Origin of the sequence: Methylobacter sp. sgz302048, from assembly GCF_052162025.1 — a bacterium.
Classification (GTDB): Bacteria; Pseudomonadota; Gammaproteobacteria; order Methylococcales; family Methylomonadaceae; genus Methylobacter.
The window spans coordinates 2,848,219-2,867,286 of the sequence record NZ_CP197401.1; the positions used below are offsets into that span (position 1 = coordinate 2,848,219).

A 19,068-nucleotide genomic window follows, 5' to 3' on the forward strand; every position below is an offset into this window, starting at 1 on the left:
AAACATAATATAGCCAAATCAAGTAAAATAGCATTTTTTACAGCTGGAATTCATCGATGGTTTGGAAACCACACGTCACAGTTGCTGCCGTGATTGAACAGAACAATCGTTTTTTAATTGTTGAAGAAGAAACCTCCAATGGCATTCAATTCAATCAGCCTGCGGGCCATCTTGAAAAGGGAGAGGATTTGATCACGGCCGTCAAACGTGAAGTTCATGAAGAAACTGCCTGGTTTTTTGAGCCCGAACACATCGTAGCGATTCAACTTTGGCGAAAGAACCCGGAATTTCCAAGTTTCATCAGAATCTGCTTTTCAGGACTATGCCATTCGCACAACCCAAGCCAGAAACTGGATGACGGCATTATTGGCACCCATTGGCTGACCCGCGACGAAATAGCCGCCAGAGAGCATCGTTTGCGCAGCCCTTTGGTGCTTATCAGCGTGGATGAATACCTTAGCGGGCAGCGTCACTCCTTATCATTACTACAATCATTTCTCGATCTTGATCATGCGTAAAAACATAATCGTCGGCATGTCCGGCGGTGTCGATTCATCCGTAACAGCGTTACAACTTCTGGAACAAGGCCATCAGGTAACCGGTTTATTCATGAAAAACTGGGAAGAAGATGACGGCACCGAATACTGCACAGCCATGCAGGACCTCGCTGACGCGCAACAGGTCTGCGACAAGCTGGGCATTGAATTAAAAACCATCAATTTTGCCGCCGAATACTGGGATGAAGTGTTTGAAGTCTTTCTGTCCGAATTCCAGGCAGGCCGCACGCCCAACCCGGATATCCTCTGCAACAAACACGTCAAATTTAAAGCTTTCCTGAATTATGCGATCGAGGATCTGGGTGCCGAATACATTGCCACGGGACACTATGCCCGCGTCAGCGAAAAAAACGGCGAATACTTTCTTTTGAAAGGACTCGATCCCGGCAAAGAGCAAAGTTATTTTCTTTATACGCTGGGGCAAAAACAGCTGTCGCGCACCTTGTTTCCGATCGGTCATCTGCACAAAACCGAAATCCGGGCCATGGCCAAAAAGGCCGGTTTCGCCAATCACAAGAAAAAAGACAGCACCGGCATCTGCTTCATTGGCGAACGCAAATTCAAGGAGTTCCTGCAACGGTATCTGCCGACCCAGCCCGGTGAAATGCGCACGCCGGAAGGCCAATATATCGGCCGGCATCAAGGTTTGATGTATTACACCCTCGGGCAACGCCAAGGCCTTGGCATAGGCGGCGTTAAAGACGCGCCGGACGAACCGTGGTATGTACTCGAAAAAGACCTTGAAAACAATGTTCTTGTCGTTGGCCAGGGTCACGATCATCCATTGATGCTGCACAATGTGCTGGAAGCCAGCCAATTGGACTGGTGCAGCAACAAGCCATTGACTCAGCCGATACGCTGCAGCGCCAAAACGCGCTACCGGCAGCCGGACCAGTCTTGCCGCCTGGAGCCTATCGGCAACGACCGCTGCAAAGCGGTTTTCGACCAGCCTCAGCGAGCCATTACACCAGGCCAGTCCGTCGTTTTTTATGACGGGGAAATCTGCCTCGGCGGCGGCATTATTGAATCCAAAGCCAATGAATAATATCTAAAGTTTATTCAATGCGAAGCTATGCTGCCATCAGGCATCGGTATGGCTTCGTCGTGACAAAATATCAAAAACATTCGGACAAACTCATGACTAATTTTGCTCTTACCGCTATTTCTCCCATTGACGGCCGCTATGCCGATAAAGTGCAAGAATTAAGGCCTATTTTCAGCGAATACGGCCTGATTCGTTTTCGCGTGCAGGTTGAAGTGCGCTGGCTGCAGACACTGGCCGCCCATCCGCAGATTAACGAAGTCAGCCCGCTGAGCGATTCCGCCAACCAGTTATTGAACAGCATCGTTGATAACTTTTCGGAAGCCGATGCGCAGCGCGTTAAAGACATCGAGAAAACCACCAATCATGATGTCAAAGCGGTTGAGTACTTGCTGAAAGAAAAAATATCCGGCCACGCTGAGTTGGAAAAAGTCAGTGAGTTCATTCATTTTGCCTGTACTTCAGAAGACATCAACAACCTGTCTTACGCACTGATGCTGAAAGAAGGCCGTGTAGTCATCGCCAAGCAAATCACTGACTGCATTAATGCGATCAAAGCTATCGCCGTGGAAACGGCCGGCCAGCCCATGCTGTCGCGTACTCATGGCCAATCCGCCAGCCCGACCACGACCGGCAAGGAATTCGCCAACGTGGCCGCGCGCATGCTGCGCCAGAAAGAGCAACTAGAAGCTGTTGCCTTATTAGGCAAAATCAACGGCGCCGTCGGCAATTACAATGCCCATGCCGTGGCTTATCCTGATGTGGATTGGGCTGAATTTTCCAAGAACTTCGTCGAATCCTTAGGGCTGCAATGGAATCCGTATACGATCCAGATCGAGCCGCACGATTATATTGCCGAATTTTTCCACGCGCTGTCGCGTTTCAATACGATTCTGCTCGACTTCGACCGTGATGTCTGGGGTTATATTTCGTTGGGTTATTTCCGCCAAAGAACGATTGCCGGCGAAATCGGCTCATCGACAATGCCCCACAAAGTCAACCCGATCGATTTTGAGAATTCGGAAGGCAATTTAGGCATTGCCAATGCCCTGTTCTCGTTTTTGGCCGAAAAATTGCCGGTTTCCCGCTGGCAGCGCGATTTGACCGACTCAACCGTACTCAGAAATATCGGCGTCGGCATCGCTCACACCAGCATCGCCATACAGGCCAGCTTGAAAGGCATCTCCAAGCTGCAGATCAATGTCGAAGCCATTGAAGCCGACCTGAATGCCAACTGGGAGGTGCTGGCCGAACCGATTCAAACCGTCATGCGTCGTTACGGCATTGAAAAACCTTATGAAAAATTAAAAGAACTGACCCGCGGCCAACGCATTACGCCAGAGCAGCTTCGAACCTTCATTGAAAGCCTGGACATACCGGCTGAAGCCAAGGCAGCCTTGCTGGAATTAACGCCGCGCAATTACACCGGCTATGCTGAAAAACTGGCCAGAAACATTTAATGATCAATTTTGTGAGGCGGCTCACAGCATAATTCAATAATTTTCGAGATAATCGAACGCGATTGTCACACAGGTTAACTTTCTCCCTTGTTAGGCTAACTCGACAATCAGACTTCCTGGCTGTGTCGCCGCTCCTGGCACAGCCCTCTTTTATTCCCGGCAAGACAACCACGGCTTTCCCGCATTAAAATAGCACGCAGTTATTACTCATACTGGCCTGCCGTGCTCAATATCATCTGGATTTTCTTTTTCGTCGCCGCGTTTTTCACTGCGCTGTTTAAACTGCTGTTCCTGGGGGATCAACAGGTTTTTGCGCAAATCATGACCGCGATGTTCAGCCTATCGAAATCGGCATTTGAAATCTCCATAGGCCTTACCGGCGTCCTGGCCTTATGGCTGGGCATAATGCGCATCGGCGAACGCAGCGGATTCATCCAGTTAATGACGCAAGGACTGACGCCGCTATTCAGCCGTTTGATGCCCGACATCCCGAAAGACCATCCTGCGCTGGGCGCCATCGTCATGAATATCTCGGCCAATGCGCTGGGGCTGGATAACGCCGCTACACCGATGGGCATCAAAGCCATGAAGGAACTGCAAACGCTGAATCCGCATCCCGACACGGCCAGCGATGCGCAAATACTGTTTCTGGTTATCAATACCGCGGGGGTCACGCTGTTTCCGGTCACGATTTTCACTTATCGCGCGCAATTGGGCGCCGTTAATCCGACCGACGTTTTTATTCCCATTTTACTAGCGACTTATATGTCAACACTGGGTGGCCTGCTTGCCGTGGCATTCGTGCAGAAAATCAATCTGCTCGATAAAGTCGTCATGGCTTACCTGGGCGGTTTCACCTTGCTTGTAGCCGGCATCATCAGTTATTTTTCAAGCCTGCCCCAGCAGCAGATGCTCGAGCAATCAGCCTTGATGAGCAATGTCATTCTGTACACGCTGGTTGTCGTATTTATTTTCGGCGCGATCCATAAAGGCATCAATGCCTACGAAGCTTTTATCGACGGCGCCAAAGAAGGCTTTCAGACTGCGATCACCATCATTCCCTACCTGGTCGCCATGCTGGTCGCCATTGGCGTATTCAGGGCCAGCGGCGCTTTGGACTTGCTGGCAGACCTGGCGCGCTATCTGGCCTCTTTATTCATGATCGACGACCGTTTTATCGATGCGCTGCCCACTGCGCTGATGAAACCGTTCAGCGGCAGCGGCGCCCGGGCCATGATGATCGATACGATGAAAACGATGGGCGCCGATTCGTTTGCCGGCCGTCTGTCATCGATCGTACAAGGCAGCACGGAAACGACCTTTTATGTGCTGGCCATTTATTTCGGCGCAGTCGGCATCAAAAATATCCGTCATGCCGCCGCTTGTGGGATAATAGCCGATTTTGCGGGCATTATGGCCGCCATTTTTGTTGCCTATTGGTTCTTTGGCTGATTTTATGAATATCCACCTCAAAACGCTCGGTTGTCGTCTTAACGAAGCGGAACTGGAAACTTGGGCTCAGGCTTTTCAAAAAGCCGGCCATCAGATAACGCGGCAGGCGGAAGCCGCCAATCTGGTCGTCATCAACTCCTGCGCCGTGACGCAGGACGCCGCCAGAAAATCGCGCCAGCTGATTAAACGCATACACAGGGACAATCCGGCAGCCAAACTGGTCGTCAGCGGCTGCTACGCCACTTTGAACGAAGATGAAGCGGCGCAGTTAATGGGCGTCGACCTGGTCGTCAGCAACAAGGATAAGGATCGGCTGGTCGAAAAAACCTTGACCGCGCTCAACATGGACAGCATGCCGGCCATGTCGACGGAGCCGGGAGAGATTTCCCTGTTCACGCGCGGCCGGCAGCGCGCCTTTGTCAAGGTTCAGGACGGCTGCCGCTACCGCTGCACGTTCTGCATCGTGACTGTCGCGCGCGGCGTCGAGCGTAGCCGGCCTGTCGCGGACGTGATCGGCGAAATCAACGCGCTGCACAGCCAGAACATCGACGAAGTCATCCTGACCGGCGTCCATCTGGGCGGCTACGGCAGCGATCTGGGCAACAATCTGTCAGAGCTGATAAAAGCCATCCTGGCCGAAACGGCTATCCCTCGCTTGCGATTAGGCTCTCTGGAACCGTGGGAATTGTCGGATGATTTCTATGCGCTGTTCGATAATCCGCGTTTGATGCCGCACTTGCATCTGCCCTTGCAGAGCGGTTCGGATCCGGTGCTCAGACGCATGGCGCGGCGCTGCAAAACCGACGAGTTTTCCGCCATCGTGAACCGGTTGCGCGCGCGAATACCGCACTTCAACATCACGACCGATATCATCGTCGGCTTTCCCGGCGAAACCGAACAGGAATGGCAGGACAGCTTCGATTTCATCAAGCAGACCGGTTTCGGCCATATCCATATCTTCACGTATTCGCCGCGCGAAGGCACGAAAGCTGCTACACTGCCCGATCAACTGTCTAATGAAGTCAAAAAGCAGCGCAGCCAACAGCTTCATGAATTGGCCGACAGTATGAAGCGACAGTTTTTTGAAGCCAATGTCGGCCATTCGTTTCCGGTGCTATGGGAAGGCTATAGCGAAGAACTCGACGCCGGCAAAAAAAGGGTGTTTGGCTATACGCCCAATTATCTGCGCGTAGGCTGCGTAATCAATCAGGACGAATCGCTTGAGAATCAAATTATTAAAGCCAGATTGACAGCGGTTGCCGAAAATTATCTTGCTGCCCAACTTGCCGAATAATTGCTTGAACAAGCGTGAATACAGCTTGAGCCGCCTTAATCCGGGAGTTTAGCTTTAAGTTAAAATAAGATATCATTTATTTATAGCTCAACATGCAGCGGTATTAGATCCTGCTCTACTGATTTTAGCACCTTGGGGACATCAATGAAGGGAGGCTTTCAATTGCTTCTCAATCCTTTAGCAAAAAAGTTGTTGTGGCTGACTAACAAGACCAGTTTAGACATTAATTATTTAGTGATGGTGGAAAAAACCATCTGTGAGAGGTTTTAATGAGTGGATTGAGCCCAGAAAGTTTGGGATTGAAGAGCGTTGGTACCGTTTATCGTAATCTCAGCTATGCTGATTTGCATGCCCACGAAGTCGATAAAAACGAGGGTAAGGAATCAAGCAATGGGACTATGATGGTCGATACCGGCAAATTTACCGGACGCTCGCCAAAAGACAAGTATTTTGTCCAACAACTTCCCTCCAGCGAACATATCGCCTGGGGCAAAATCAATCAGCCTGTTTCGGCCGAGGTTTTTGATGAACTCTATGCGGACGTCATCGATTATCTTTCCGGCAAGGATATTTATGTAACCGACGGTTACAGCGGCGCCAATGAGCACTCGCGCAAATCCGTGCGTTTCATTACCGAATTCGCTTGGCAGTCGCATTTTGTCAAAAACATGTTCATCCGCCCCGACGAATCGGAACTCGAGCATTTCGCGCCCGATTTTTGCGTCTATAACGCCAGCAACATGACTAATGAAAAATGGCAGAAGCATGGCCTCAATTCTGAAGTCTTCTGCATTTTCAACATCGAAAAGAACATTGCCATCATCGGCGGCACCTGGTACGGCGGCGAGATGAAAAAAGGCATCTTCACCATGATGAACTATTGGCTGCCGCTGAACGGCATCCTGTCGATGCATTGCAGCGCCAATGTCGGCAAAGGCGGCGATGTGGCTTTATTCTTTGGTTTGTCAGGCACCGGCAAGACCACTTTATCGACCGATGCTGCACGCAAGCTGATCGGCGACGACGAACACGGCTGGAGCGATGAAGGCATTTTCAACTTCGAAGGCGGCTGCTACGCCAAATGCATCGGCCTGTCTCCGGAAAACGAACCGGAAATTTACGCTGCCATCAAGCCCAAGGCCTTGCTCGAAAACGTCGTGTATGACGAAGACGGCGTGGTTGATTTCTTCGACAGCTCCAAAACGGAAAACACGCGCGTCTCCTACCCTATCGAGCATATCGAAAACCATGAGCCGACGCTCAGGGCGGGCCTGCCGAAAAATATCATTTTCCTGAGCTGCGACGCATTCGGCGTTCTGCCGCCCGTATCCCGCCTGACTAAAGACCAGGCCATGTACTACTTCCTGTCCGGCTATACAGCCAAGGTTGCAGGCACCGAGCGCGGCATTATCGAACCTCAGGCCACTTTTTCTGCCTGTTTTGGCGAGGCCTTTCTGCCGTTGCACCCGACTGTCTATGCCAAACTGCTCGGCGAAAAAATGGAAAAGCACGGCGTCAATGCCTATCTGGTCAATACCGGCTGGAGCGGCGGCGGTTACGGGATCGGCAAGCGCATGAGCATTAAAGCAACCCGTGCCTGTATCAATGCGATCTTGGATGGCAGCATCAACAATGCCGAGTTTAACAAGATCCCTTACTTCGGCCTGTTCATTCCCAAGGAATTGCCGGGCGTCGATGATGCCCGACTCAACCCGCGCGATGCCTGGGCTGATAAAGGGGCTTTCGATGCGACTTCAGCAAAACTGGCTGGCATGTTCATCGAAAACTTCAAAAAATACATCAGCGCCGGTGATGATTTCGACTTCACCAAAGCCGGTCCGCACATCTGATAGAGCTGCATTAAACTTTTAAAGCCGGGGCGATCTCATCGCCCCGGCTTTGACGCAAAAACAGCTTAATGGCCGAAATGATTTTTATAATCCTCCATGGCCTTTCTGATCACCTCTTGCGCTTCGTCCCGTCCATAAATATTGACTATCTCGCTGACGCTGTCTTCATCAGGAAGATTTTTGTACGTCAGAAAATAATGCTTCAGGCGATTGATATAAGATTCGGGGCAATCCGATACATCACGCCACTGCCTATAAAACTCATCATCTTCCATAACTGCGATGATCTTGTCGTCGGCTTCGCCTTTATCGAGCAAGCGAAATCCGCCGATAGGAATGGCCGGCACAAGAATGTCGCCATGCGTTATCGTACGCTCACTGAACACGCAAATATCCAATGGATCGCCATCACCTTTAATGACCGTTTTACCGGATTTTAATCCTGCGAACTCGGCAATTTTTTCGGCACAGAAAGTCTGTGGAATAAAGCCGTATAGCGTCGGCACCGTATTGGAAAACTTCTGCGGCCGGTCGATTTTAAGATAACCGCTGGCCTTGTCGATTTCATACTTGACCATATCGGTCGGCACTATTTCGATAAATGCCGTCACAGTGGTCGGCGCATTATCGCCAGGACTAATGCCATGCCAGGGATGTGCTTTGTATTTGCTGTTCATGATCAACCTCGTGCTTTTAACCCTGTTTGACATCATGAAGATAAATAGTTGCACCAATGACGGCAGCCGGCGCCACGACAATGTTCAATAACGGCAACGTCAATCCTGCCATGGTCAATCCGCCGAAACTCAAGGCGCCCAAACGCATCTCTTTAGCCAGCCGTTTCTGTTCCGAAAACAGCACGCCTTCGTTTTCAAGCGGGTAAGCCATGTATTCGAGCGCCATGGCCCAGGCGCCGAACAAGGCCCATAGAAAGGGCGCGATCACATTGAGGCCGGGAATAATGGACAACAGCAGTAACGGCAAAGCCCGCGCAACAAGATACCCGAAGCGTTTGACTTCAGCAGCCATGACTTTGGTCAAAGGCTGTTCTGCAACGGCGCCGTTTTTCCCGGTGACGATAGCCAAGGTTTTTGCCGCCAGTCTGCCATAGAATGGCGCCGCTATCAGATTCGCCAGTATCGTGAAGGTAAAAAAGCCAACGATAAAAAAGCTGATAAAAAACAGAGGCCACAAGATCCAGCTCAACCATTGCAGCCAACCGGGAATAAACTGCTCGATCAGACTGTCGACGTAAAAATAGCCCAACGTCAACATCACGCTGTACAGCACCAGGTTGATCAGGACCGGAATGATCAGAAAGGCGCGCAATTGAGGACTGGCCAATAATCCCAATCCTCTGAAAAAATAGCTGACTGCCAATGCCGGGTTATTGCCTTTTTTATTGATCTGCATGTTTTAGACTCCCTACCCCATGTTCAGACGGATTCAATACTACGCCTTTCTCGGTCACGATCGCTGAAATCAATTCAGCCGGCGTTACGTCGAATACCGGATTCCAGGCGCTGACCAGAGAATCCTCCTTGATGTAGCAAGATGCCAGCAATTCGTTTGGATTGCGCTGTTCGATCTCTATGCTGCTGCCGTCTTTGATGTCCCAGTCTATCGTCGAAGTCGGCGCCGCCACCATGAGTTTGACGCCATGCTGCTTGGCCAGCACAGCCAATGAATAAGTGCCGATTTTGTTGGCCGCATCGCCGTTGGCGGCAATACGATCAGCACCCACGACTATCCAGTCGATCGCGCCGGATTTCATGAGCCAGGCTGCTGCCGAATCAGCGATTAGCGTTGCCGGTATGCCATCCTGCGCCAGTTCCCAGACGGTCAGGCGCGCACCCTGCAGCCAAGGCCGGGTCTCGCCGGCATAGACATTGACCGGCTGACGTCGATAGACGCTGCGGATAACCCCAAGCGCTGTGCCATAGCCGCCTGTCGCCAGCGCGCCGGCATTGCAGTGCGTCATGATGCCTTTGGCGCCGGCCAGAATGTCAGCCCCCAATTCGCCCATGGCGTGATTGGCGGCGATATCGTCCGCATGAATTTTCTCGGCACAGATCAGCGCAGCCGCCAAAGGATCACCCTGTGCCTGATTCAATGCCGATTTCATCTGATCCAGCGCCCAGAACAGATTGACGGCCGTCGGCCTGGAATGCGCCAGCCTGTCGATATCGGCCGCCACCTGCTGCCGCCACTGGTCCGATCCGGCCGAATAATGCCGCATGACAGACAGCACGACCCCGTAAGCCGCCGCAATGCCGATCGCCGGCGCCCCGCGCACACGCATGGAAGCAATGGCTTCCGTCACGCCGGCGGCATCGCTGTATTCGTCATAAACGATGGTTTCGGGGAGTTGTCGTTGATCCAATACTTTTAAAGCAGCGCCTGTCCATTGCAGGGCTTGTATAGCCAATTTACTCTGTCTTGTCATTATTTATCAAAAATTAAGTTAAAAAAGTTATAATTCCGCGTCTAAATAACAGGAATACCTATGATAGTCGATACAGTGATCCACGCGCGCTGGATTATACCCGTTGAACCGGAATCCGTAACTACGGCTCCCTCCGTATATGAATACCATGCTCTGGTTATCGATGGCGGCCGGATTATCGATCTGTTGCCGTCGGATATAGCCCGGCAAAAGTACCAAGGTACGACAACGGAAAACCTGGAAAGTCACGCCTTGCTGCCCGGTTTCGTCAACAGCCATACGCATGCGGCCATGACGTTGCTGCGCGGCATCGCCGACGACCTGCATCTGATGGATTGGCTGCAAAATCATATTTGGCCTCTGGAACAGAAATGGATGAGCGAAGCGTTTGTGCGCGATGGCACCGATCTGGCCATTGCCGAAATGATTCTGGGCGGCACGACCTGCTTCAATGACATGTATTTCTTTCCCGAGATCACAGCACAGCAGGCCCTGCACCATGGCATACGCGCCAGCGTCGGCCTGATCGTGATCGATTTTCCGTCAGTCTGGGCCGAAAACAGTGAAGCCTACATCGAAAAAGGCCTGGCCCTGCACGATCAACTCAGCCATCATCCGCTGATCTCGACGCCGTTCGCTCCGCATGCGCCGTATACGGTCTCGGATGAGCCGTTGAGCAAAGTCAGAACGTTTGCCGACGAATTGGAACTGCCCGTGCATATGCATGTGCACGAAACCCTGCATGAAGTCGAACAGGCAAAGCATGAAACCGGACAGCGCCCGTTGCAGCGATTGCATGAACTGGGCCTGCTCAGTCCGTCATTCATAGCCGTCCACATGACCCAGTTGACCGATGACGAAATCGAACTGGTTGCCGAAACCGGTGCGCATATCGTGCACTGCCCCGAATCGAACCTGAAGCTGGCCAGCGGCTTCAGCCCGGTTGCCAAATGCCTGGCGGCGGGCATCAATGTCGCCCTGGGCACCGATGGTGCGGCCAGTAATAATGACCTGGACATGCTCGGGGAAATGCGCACCGCCGCGCTGCTCGGCAAGGCCGTTGCCGGCGATGCCAGCGCCATACCCGCCATGACCGCTTTGCGCATGGCTACCATCAACGGCGCCAAAGCGCTGGGCCTGGATCAGGAAATTGGCTCGCTCAGCATCGGCAAATCCGCCGATGTAATTGCCATCGATCTGTCGCAACTGGAAACCCAGCCCCTGTATTGTCCGGTTTCACAGATCGTCTATGCCGCCAGCCGCCAGCAAGTTACCGATGTCTGGGTAGCGGGCAAACGCCTGTTGAAACAACGCAATCTAACCACGATCGATATGACGGATTTAAAACAGAAGCTCGGCGAATGGCGGCAACGCCTGTCGGCATGAGCAACCAGTAATGACGAATAACCTACTAATATAGTACACTAATAGCCATCCAACACACGGTTCATAAGATGACAGCATCAGACAACGTACATCTGCACGAAATCAACAAATTCGGCTCAATGGCCGAACGCTGGTGGGACCCGCAAGGCGAATTCAAAACCCTGCACGACATTAATCCGCTGCGCCTCCAGTTCATCCAGCAGTATGCGGAGATTGCCGGCAAGCGCATCGTTGACGTCGGCTGCGGCGGCGGCATTTTAACCGAAGGGCTCGCCAGACTTGGCGCCGATGCGCTGGGCATTGACCTCAGCGAAGAACTGATCGATATCGCCGATCTGCATGGGCTGGAATCCGGCATCAACACGCACTATCAGAAAATCAGCGCCGAAGCGCTGGCGGAGCAGCAGCCTGAAAGCTTCGACCATGTCACCTGCATGGAGATGCTCGAACATGTACCGGACCCCGGCTCTATCATCAGCGCCTGCGCCCGGCTCGTCAAGCCCGGCGGCATGGTATTCTTCTCGACCCTGAACCGGCAGCCGAAAGCCTATCTGCTGGCCATTGTCGCGGCTGAACACGTGCTCAGAATGCTGCCTAAAGGCACGCATGATTTCAAAACCTTCATCAAGCCGTCGGAATTGAGCCAGTCCGCCCGCAGCGCAGGCCTTGAACTGCAAGGCATGGTGGGCATCGAATACAACCCGTTCACCAAGCATTTCAGCCTTGGCAAGGACATCGATGTCAACTACCTCGCCGCATTCAAACGGCCCGAGTAGACGCCCAATGTCGACCGACTTCAAATTAGCTTGCGTTTTATTCGACCTGGACGGCACACTGGTCGATACCGCGCCCGATCTGATCGCCAGCCTGAACAAGGCTTTGGCCGAGCATGGCTTTTCAACCGTCGCGCCCGAAGCTATCCGTCCTTTTATCTCCTATGGCGGCGCCGCCATGGTCAGAGAGAGCGTGGGCGCCGATACCGATCAGGAGACTCAGGCTGCTGTTTTAAAGAGCATGCTCGATTACTACCAGACCAATATTGCCGAACACACGGCGTTTTTCTCGGGCATGGTCGAAACACTGGGCATCATCGAAGCGCTGGGATTGAAATGGGGCGTCGTGACCAATAAACGCAAACGCTTTACCGAGCCGCTGATGGAAGCATTGCAATTGACCGCGAGGGCCGCCTGCATCGTCAGCGGCGATACTACGGCCAACAGCAAGCCGCACCCTGAACCGATGCTGGAAGCCTGCCGGCAGGCCGGCGTTCAGCCCCAGGAATGCGTTTTTATCGGCGATGCCGTTCATGACATTACGGCCGGAAAAAATGCCCGGATGAAAACCCTGGCCGCACTGTACGGTTACCTGAAACCGGGCGACATGCCGGAAACCTGGGGCGCCGATGCGCTGATAGAGTCGCCCGAACAAATTCCAACCTGGATAGAGTCATTCACATGCCGCTAACTCATCATGTCATTCTCATCACCGGGGCAGGCGGCGGCCTGGGAAGCACGGCGGCGCTGGCCTTGGCCAAACAGGGTGCGCATATTATCCTGCTCGATAAAAGCATCCCCAAGCTGGAAAAAACTTACGACACCATCGTAGCCGCCAACGCGCCGGAACCTATTATTTATCCTTTCGATCTGGCGGGCGCCAATGAAATGGACTATCAGGAACTGGCCGACAGAATCGACGAAAAATACGGCTCCCTGCAGGGCGTTCTGCATTCGGCCGTGGAATTCACCGCATTCTCGCCTATTTCAGTCACCAAAACCAAGGATTGGGGGCATACGCTGAACGTCAATCTGAATGCGCCTTTTCTGCTGAGTCGAGTATTGCTGCCGGTGCTGAATAAAAGCGCGCATGCCTCGATCGTCTTCACCTCCGACTCATCCGCCAGAAACGCGCCGGCCTTTTCGAGCGCTTACGGCGTATCGAAAATAGCAATGGAAGGCTTGGCCAATATCCTGGCCGAAGAACTTGAAGCCTTCAACAAAATACGCGTCAATACCTTAGTGCCCGGCCCTGTTGACTCGCCGCTAAGAAAACGCGCTTATCCGGCGGAAGACAAACACAAGCTGCCCGCCATGGAATCCCTGGCCCCCGTCTATGTCTATTTATTTGGCGCCGAAAGCATTGGCATCACCGGCCAGATTATAGACGCCCGAACCTTTAATCTATAACTGAACTATTATGGCAGAAAGAGAAACCGTTGTTTTAACCCGCGATGTCAATGTTGTCACTATACCGGACGGCAATACCGGAACTTTGAGCAAAGGCCACCAGGTTACTATTCACCAGTCTCTCGGTAACAACTACACCGTCGTAACCGAACACGGCCACATGGTTCGCATTGCCGGCGTCGATGCCGACGCACTGGGCAAGGATGAGCATCAACTGCACACCCTGGTCAAGGATACCAGTCCGGAAGCGGTTGAAAAAAACTGCTGGGAAGTCATGAAAACGGTTTACGACCCGGAAATCCCGGTCAACATCGTCGACCTGGGCCTGGTTTACTCCTGCCAGGTCACGCCGACTGGTGAAGGACTGAACGACGTGCATGTCATGATGACTTTGACGGCGCCCGGCTGCGGCATGGGGCCTGTCATCCAGAGCGATGTGGAAAAATGCATCCGCGCGCTGCCCGGCGTCGCCAGCGTCAATGTCGAAATCGTGCTCGATCCGCCCTGGTCGCGCGAAATGATGTCGGAAGTCGCTCAGTTGCAGCTAGGCCTGTATTAAGCAAGCCCGAACAGGCTCGACACTAACGTACGCGAGCTTGCACAACCAGGGCCTGGACCTGATATTTCCCGGCGGCTGCATGATGGATGCTATATTCCTGCTGCCGCCATCCCTCACCCTTCTTCAGGACTATTAACCGGGAAACGGTTTTCATCCCGGCTACATTGCCGCCGAGGCATTGCACTCGGAATATTGTTTTTTCCGGCAACTCTCCCTATTCATCAATGTTTTCCTCTGACCCTATTCAATCAGATTATCAGCATTTACTGACATTATTATAATTTTTGCATGATTGTATAAAACTATCGGGTACTGTAAAAATTACTGTTACCATCCATTTATACACATGAACCATGACACTCTTCCCTTGGGACCCGAAATTCACTACCGGTATTGATAAGATTGATACACAGCATAAGCGGCTGTTCAATCTAATCAATCGGCTGAATGAGGTCATTGCCATGGGAGAAGCGCAGCAGGTCCTGATCAGAACATTAGATAAACTGGTCGCCTATATCTATTATCATTTCGATGCCGAAGAAAATTTCATGCGCCAAAATGACTATCCTGAACCGCTCTTTCTGGAGCATCGGGTAAAACATCAGGAATTTGTAAAAAAAATTGCCAAGGAACAGCTCCGGTGTGCGATCAACCCGAAAAGAATCTCGCTGGAACTGCTCAATTTTTTTATGGATTGGCTCACCGACCATATACTCAATGCCGATAAACAGATGGCGTTAACAATGCTTGAAGTCAAGCAAGCTGTCGGCGAAACCAGCGCATGCTACTTCATCAAGGACGCTTCCGGCAGTGCGCCACAGGACAGCGAAAGCCAATTCACAACGTTTGCCGATGATCTGCCTGTCTTTATCTGGCTCAAGGATGAATGCAACCGGCTTATTTACTGTAATAAACACTGGCAGCAAGTCACTGGTTTAACGGCCAGCGACTATTCAACCGACGCATGGCTGAATTACATTCACCCGGATGACCGCAATCGATTACTGGCCGAATATGCCCGAGCTTTTAAAGAACGCTCAATAATGCAGATTGAATACCGGCTGATTACCCGTGATGAGGCCTGCCTTCATGTTTTAGAAACCGCGGTTCCCAGAAGGTTTGAAAATAACGAGTTTGCCGGCTTTATCGGCTGGGGCATGAATATTTCGAGACAAAAACAGATTGAAGCGGCACTGGCTTTATCTGTGGCCCAACTTGAAGAAACTTTAAGAAAACGAACACAGGAATTGCAGCAAATCCACGAAAAGTTTAATCGAAAAAAGGAAGCGCAACGGGTTTTACACCAAAAATTGAAAGAAACCCAAGGTCGCCTGATCCAGCCCGGAAAGATGCCGCGGCAGGACCGCTGACTGCAGGCATTATTCATATTATCCAGGATCATCAAAGGACACAAATCAGAGTCTATTTGCCGATTAATTTATTTTGTCCGCCAACTGCCCTCGTTTCGTAAATGCCTGATACCAACGCCTTGTCTCCAGAAAGTGTCTGAAGAAAAACCATTAGAAAACAGTCATTCTGATGGAGAAATTAAGGGTGCAGACAAAGCGCACTTCAGCCATAATCAATAAATTACCGCCAGCTTCGTTTCCGCGCAGATAAACGAAGGAATGACTGGACAAGCAAGTCAAAACTAAATAATTGCAGAGAAGTGGTGATCAATTATGACAACGAGAGAACAAGACCAAAAATTCATGGACATGGCTTTCGAGCAAGCGCAAAAAAGCTACGACGAAGGTGGTTTGCCTATCGGTGCGGCAATGGTTGAAAACGGCAAGGTTTTAGCCGTAGGCCACAACAAACGCGTTCAGGAAGGCGACCCGATCGCGCATGGCGAAATGGACTGTCTGCGCCAGGCCGGGCGGCGCAGCAGTTACAAGGCCGTTACCCTGTACACGACGCTCAGCCCCTGCATGATGTGCGCCGGCACCATTGTTCAGTTCGGCATTAAACGCGTTGTCGTTGGCGAAAACAAAAATTTTCCCGGCAACATTGAGTTTTTAAAAAGTCATGGCGTCGAAGTAACCTTGCTTGACGATGAACGGTGCATCGAACTGATGGCCCGTTTAATCCGGGAAAAGCCGCAACTTTGGAATGAAGATATTGCTGTGGAATAAGCCGCTGCTTTAAACGCTCAAAAGCTATTCCTGATGTCAAAATCAGCCCGAAAAATGCCGCTCCGCTGATCAGCTGCCAGACGATCCTGATAGCTGATCAGCGGATGTGACTGGCGTTAATGTCGTCTTGGCTTATAGACTTTCGTTGCGGGTTCGGCTGCAGCCGCTCTCTCCTCTTTAACCATGCCGGCGAATTCAAACAGCAGATCCAGTTCTTTATCGGTCAGTTCATAAAAAGCCTGCGTTTTCAAACGCTCCGGCAGCACCACAGGCCCGTAACGCAGACGAATCAGCCGGCTGACAGTGACCTCCTGCGATTCCCACAAGCGCCTGACCAGCCTGTTGCGGCCCTCGGTCACAATGACGTGATACCATTTATTGGCCCCTTCGCCGCCGGCAAAATGGATCTCGTCAAATTTAGCTTTGCCGTCCTCCAGTTCCACGCCCTGCTTGAGCCTTTCCATCGTCGCGTCCGATACTTCGCCCAGAATGCGCACGGCATATTCGCGCTCCACGGATGTGGACGGGTGCATCAAGCGATTGGCCAGCTCGCCGTTATTGGTCACCAGCAATAATCCCGAGGTGTTGATATCGAGACGGCCTACCGCAATCCAGCGGCCCACCGCCAGTTCCGGCAACTGCGAGAATATGACCGGGCGGCCTTCCGGATCGCGGCGCGTAACGACTTCACCGGTCGGCTTGTGGTACAGCAGCACGCGCGTAGGCTGCTTGCCGAATTTTTCCCAGTGCACGGCCCTGCCGTTGATCTGCAAAAAGTCCCCTGGCTTTAAGCGGGTGCCCGGGGTGACGTCCACACCGTTCAGCTTGACCCGGCCTTCTTCTATCCAGCGCTCGATTTCCCGGCGGGAACCGACGCCGCCGCGCGCCAGTACTTTTTGGATGCGTTCGCCTTCTGCCGGCTGATCCGCATCGGTCTTTTTGAGCGGCTTGGCCGGCTTGGTTTTGCTGAATGGTTTGTGTGCATCTGAACCGTCGCGCCGCGGCGCTTTTTTATAATGTTCGCCCGCCGCCGGTTTAGCGCGATCGGTCTTTTTCGATGCCTTGCTGTTATTCGGCTGTTTCTGCGAACTGTTCGCTGGTTTCTTGCTCTTCACTCTTTACCTGCATGGGTTGTTGCCCGTTGTCCACCGACAAATCAAGATTTTGAATCTCCTGTAAAGTCGGCAGGTCTTCCAACGCGGCAATATTGAAATAATCCAGAAATTGTTTGGTCGTGCCGTAAACCGCGGGCCGCCCCGGCGCTTCCTTATAAGCCACTATGCGCACCCACTCGCGCTCGAGAAGCGTCTGCATAATGCTGCTGCTGACGCTGACGCCGCGAATATCTTCGATATCGCCGCGCGTCACCGGTTGACGGTAGGCGATGATCGCCAGCGTTTCCAGCAAGGCGCGCGAGTATTTGGGCGGTTTTTCCTCAAAAAGCCGCGCCACCCAGCGCGACAGTTCCTGTTTGACCTGAAACCGATAGCCGCTGGCCACTTTTTTCAGTTCGACAGGCCTGAACCGGTATTCTTCGACAATGGCGTCGATGGCCGCCTGAATTTCCGGCAATTCCGGCTGTTCGATCTCGGGAAAGACCTGTTGCACCTGTTTTGCGGTCATCGGCCTGCTGGCAGCGAATAAAATGGCTTCGACTATGCGTTTGATTTCCATGTTGAATTCCGGCTGCTCACTGACGGGTAGCGGTTCGGGTAATTGTATGGGTTGATATTGTCGGCGTCGATTCTTGTGGCTGACGTAGGCTCTAAGTCTGTCTAGATCGACAGGCGGCCCTTCAACAGGCTCGGGAATAATCGAGGTATCTGAATCAGTCGCAAGATTGGGTACCGGTTTGGCTTTTCTGGGCTTTCGCTCTCTCTTTGGCTCAGGCGGCGCTACCGGCTCTTCTGACTCGAAGCCCGGCAATGGCGTCTGATTCGATGATGTCGATGAGTCGCTCTTTGCTGAGTTCGAGGATGGCCAGAAACGAGACAACGACCCCTTGTCGTCCTTCTTTTCGGATAAATAATTGCGAGAAAAGGAGACTATCTTCTCCTTTAAGTTTTTCCAAAATGGTTGCCATTCGTTCACGGACTGATAACGGTTCTTTGATAATTTGATGGTGACTAAGCTGTTCTACGCGTTTCAGTACATCCTGAAACGCCAGCAACAGTTCTCTTAACTGAACATCAGGTAATATTTTTTCGACGTTAAGCGTGGAAACATCAACTGGCGTTTCAAACAGATCACGCTCAATCCTGGGCATCAGATCGATTTCCTCGGCCGCATTCTTGATCGCTTCGTATTCCTGCAATCTGCGGATCAGCGTGGCTCTGGGATCTTCTTCCTCGTCTTCCGTCTCCGGCGGCCGGGGCAGCAGCATTCTGGACTTGATCTCCGCCAGCAGCGCGGCCATGACCAGATATTCGGCCGCCAGTTCCAGATTCAGCAGTTCCATCATCTGTATGTAAGCGACATACTGATGCGTAATCTGGGCGATCGGTATGTTGAGAATATCGAGATTCTGCCTTCTGATCAGGTACAACAGCAAATCCAGCGGCCCCTCGAAGGCCTCCAGAAACACTTCCAGCGCATCGGGCGGAATGTAGAGGTCTTCCGGCAACTCATTGAACGGCGCGCCATGAACTATAGCGATGGCTTGCGGCTCCTCCAGAACCTCGGCTGTATTTTGATTCATCTCAAA

General features: G+C 52.1%; 19 protein-coding genes. 13 read left to right on the forward strand and 6 right to left on the reverse strand.

Annotated elements, in window-relative coordinates; all coding sequences use genetic code 11:
- The first annotated feature begins 56 nt into the window (after window positions 1–56).
- The 6 genes from ACTNE6_RS12965 to pckA all read left to right on the forward strand — a co-directional run bounded on the left by ACTNE6_RS12965 (window position 57) and on the right by pckA (window position 7,655).
- Complete coding sequence (locus tag ACTNE6_RS12965) at window positions 57–518, forward strand: NUDIX hydrolase (protein WP_442497021.1); 462 nt, start codon at window positions 57–59, stop codon at window positions 516–518.
- The gene (mnmA, locus tag ACTNE6_RS12970) at window positions 511–1,602 is read left to right on the forward strand and encodes a tRNA 2-thiouridine(34) synthase MnmA (RefSeq protein WP_442497022.1); all 1,092 of its coding nucleotides are present in this window, start codon (window positions 511–513) and stop codon (window positions 1,600–1,602) included. Before ACTNE6_RS12965 ends, mnmA begins: the two co-directional genes overlap by 8 nt.
- A 92-nt stretch (window positions 1,603–1,694) precedes the next feature.
- Entirely contained in the window at window positions 1,695–3,059 is a 1,365-nt protein-coding gene (purB, locus tag ACTNE6_RS12975) for an adenylosuccinate lyase (RefSeq protein WP_442497023.1), read from the forward strand.
- Between the two features lie 222 nt (window positions 3,060–3,281).
- On the forward strand, window positions 3,282–4,511 hold the full coding sequence (locus ACTNE6_RS12980; protein ID WP_442497024.1) for a nucleoside recognition domain-containing protein: 1,230 nt from the start codon (window positions 3,282–3,284) through the stop codon (window positions 4,509–4,511).
- Window positions 4,512–4,515: 4 nt separating this feature from the next.
- The gene (mtaB, locus tag ACTNE6_RS12985) at window positions 4,516–5,805 is read left to right on the forward strand and encodes a tRNA (N(6)-L-threonylcarbamoyladenosine(37)-C(2))-methylthiotransferase MtaB (protein WP_442497025.1); all 1,290 of its coding nucleotides are present in this window, start codon (window positions 4,516–4,518) and stop codon (window positions 5,803–5,805) included.
- A gap of 269 nt (window positions 5,806–6,074) precedes the next feature.
- The gene (gene pckA, locus ACTNE6_RS12990) at window positions 6,075–7,655 is read left to right on the forward strand and encodes a phosphoenolpyruvate carboxykinase (ATP) (RefSeq protein ID WP_442497026.1); all 1,581 of its coding nucleotides are present in this window, start codon (window positions 6,075–6,077) and stop codon (window positions 7,653–7,655) included.
- Window positions 7,656–7,720: 65 nt separating this feature from the next.
- Here pckA and ACTNE6_RS12995 read toward each other — a convergent pair whose 3' ends face one another.
- Genes ACTNE6_RS12995 through mtnA form a run of 3 tightly spaced genes read right to left on the reverse strand, consistent with a single transcriptional unit; the run spans window position 7,721 to window position 10,101 of the window.
- Complete coding sequence (locus ACTNE6_RS12995; RefSeq protein ID WP_194968428.1) at window positions 7,721–8,332, reverse strand: inorganic pyrophosphatase; 612 nt, start codon at window positions 8,330–8,332, stop codon at window positions 7,721–7,723.
- A 16-nt stretch (window positions 8,333–8,348) separates the two neighbouring features.
- Window positions 8,349–9,068, reverse strand: a complete 720-nt coding sequence (cysZ, locus tag ACTNE6_RS13000; protein WP_442497027.1) for a sulfate transporter CysZ — start codon at window positions 9,066–9,068, stop codon at window positions 8,349–8,351.
- Entirely contained in the window at window positions 9,055–10,101 is a 1,047-nt protein-coding gene (gene mtnA, locus ACTNE6_RS13005; protein WP_442497028.1) for an S-methyl-5-thioribose-1-phosphate isomerase, read from the reverse strand. The genes cysZ and mtnA overlap by 14 nt, the downstream gene beginning before the upstream one ends.
- Before the next feature lie 60 nt (window positions 10,102–10,161).
- Between mtnA and ACTNE6_RS13010 the strand changes: the two genes are divergently transcribed.
- From ACTNE6_RS13010 to ACTNE6_RS13040, 7 genes are all read left to right on the forward strand, one after another.
- A complete protein-coding gene (locus ACTNE6_RS13010) occupies window positions 10,162–11,487 on the forward strand; it encodes a TRZ/ATZ family hydrolase (RefSeq protein WP_442497029.1) in 1,326 nt (441 codons plus the stop codon).
- A gap of 68 nt (window positions 11,488–11,555) precedes the next feature.
- Window positions 11,556–12,263, forward strand: coding sequence for a bifunctional 2-polyprenyl-6-hydroxyphenol methylase/3-demethylubiquinol 3-O-methyltransferase UbiG (gene ubiG, locus ACTNE6_RS13015; protein ID WP_442497030.1), 708 nt, complete (start codon window positions 11,556–11,558; stop codon window positions 12,261–12,263).
- 7 nt (window positions 12,264–12,270) lie between these two features.
- Complete coding sequence (locus tag ACTNE6_RS13020; RefSeq protein ID WP_442497031.1) at window positions 12,271–12,951, forward strand: HAD family hydrolase; 681 nt, start codon at window positions 12,271–12,273, stop codon at window positions 12,949–12,951.
- On the forward strand, window positions 12,942–13,670 hold the full coding sequence (locus ACTNE6_RS13025; protein ID WP_442497032.1) for an SDR family NAD(P)-dependent oxidoreductase: 729 nt from the start codon (window positions 12,942–12,944) through the stop codon (window positions 13,668–13,670). The genes ACTNE6_RS13020 and ACTNE6_RS13025 overlap by 10 nt, the downstream gene beginning before the upstream one ends.
- Window positions 13,671–13,680: 10 nt before the next feature.
- On the forward strand, window positions 13,681–14,229 hold the full coding sequence (gene sufT, locus ACTNE6_RS13030) for a putative Fe-S cluster assembly protein SufT (protein WP_194968435.1): 549 nt from the start codon (window positions 13,681–13,683) through the stop codon (window positions 14,227–14,229).
- Window positions 14,230–14,582: 353 nt separating this feature from the next.
- A complete protein-coding gene (locus tag ACTNE6_RS13035; protein ID WP_442497033.1) occupies window positions 14,583–15,599 on the forward strand; it encodes a bacteriohemerythrin in 1,017 nt (338 codons plus the stop codon).
- A gap of 312 nt (window positions 15,600–15,911) precedes the next feature.
- On the forward strand, window positions 15,912–16,364 hold the full coding sequence (locus ACTNE6_RS13040; protein WP_442497034.1) for a nucleoside deaminase: 453 nt from the start codon (window positions 15,912–15,914) through the stop codon (window positions 16,362–16,364).
- 116 nt (window positions 16,365–16,480) lie between these two features.
- On the opposite strand, the gene rluB is transcribed toward ACTNE6_RS13040, so the two are convergent.
- The 3 genes from rluB to ACTNE6_RS13055 are packed head-to-tail and all read right to left on the reverse strand — an operon-like array spanning window position 16,481 to window position 19,062.
- The gene (gene rluB / locus ACTNE6_RS13045) at window positions 16,481–17,479 is read right to left on the reverse strand and encodes a 23S rRNA pseudouridine(2605) synthase RluB (RefSeq protein ID WP_442497035.1); all 999 of its coding nucleotides are present in this window, start codon (window positions 17,477–17,479) and stop codon (window positions 16,481–16,483) included.
- Window positions 17,433–18,290, reverse strand: a complete 858-nt coding sequence (gene scpB, locus ACTNE6_RS13050; protein ID WP_442497036.1) for an SMC-Scp complex subunit ScpB — start codon at window positions 18,288–18,290, stop codon at window positions 17,433–17,435. The genes rluB and scpB overlap by 47 nt, the downstream gene beginning before the upstream one ends.
- Window positions 18,250–19,062 carry a segregation and condensation protein A gene (locus ACTNE6_RS13055; RefSeq protein WP_434484306.1) on the reverse strand — a complete coding sequence of 271 codons (813 nt, stop codon included), beginning with the start codon at window positions 19,060–19,062 and terminating at the stop codon, window positions 18,250–18,252. The genes scpB and ACTNE6_RS13055 overlap by 41 nt, the downstream gene beginning before the upstream one ends.
- Between the last annotated feature and the right edge of the window lie 6 nt (window positions 19,063–19,068).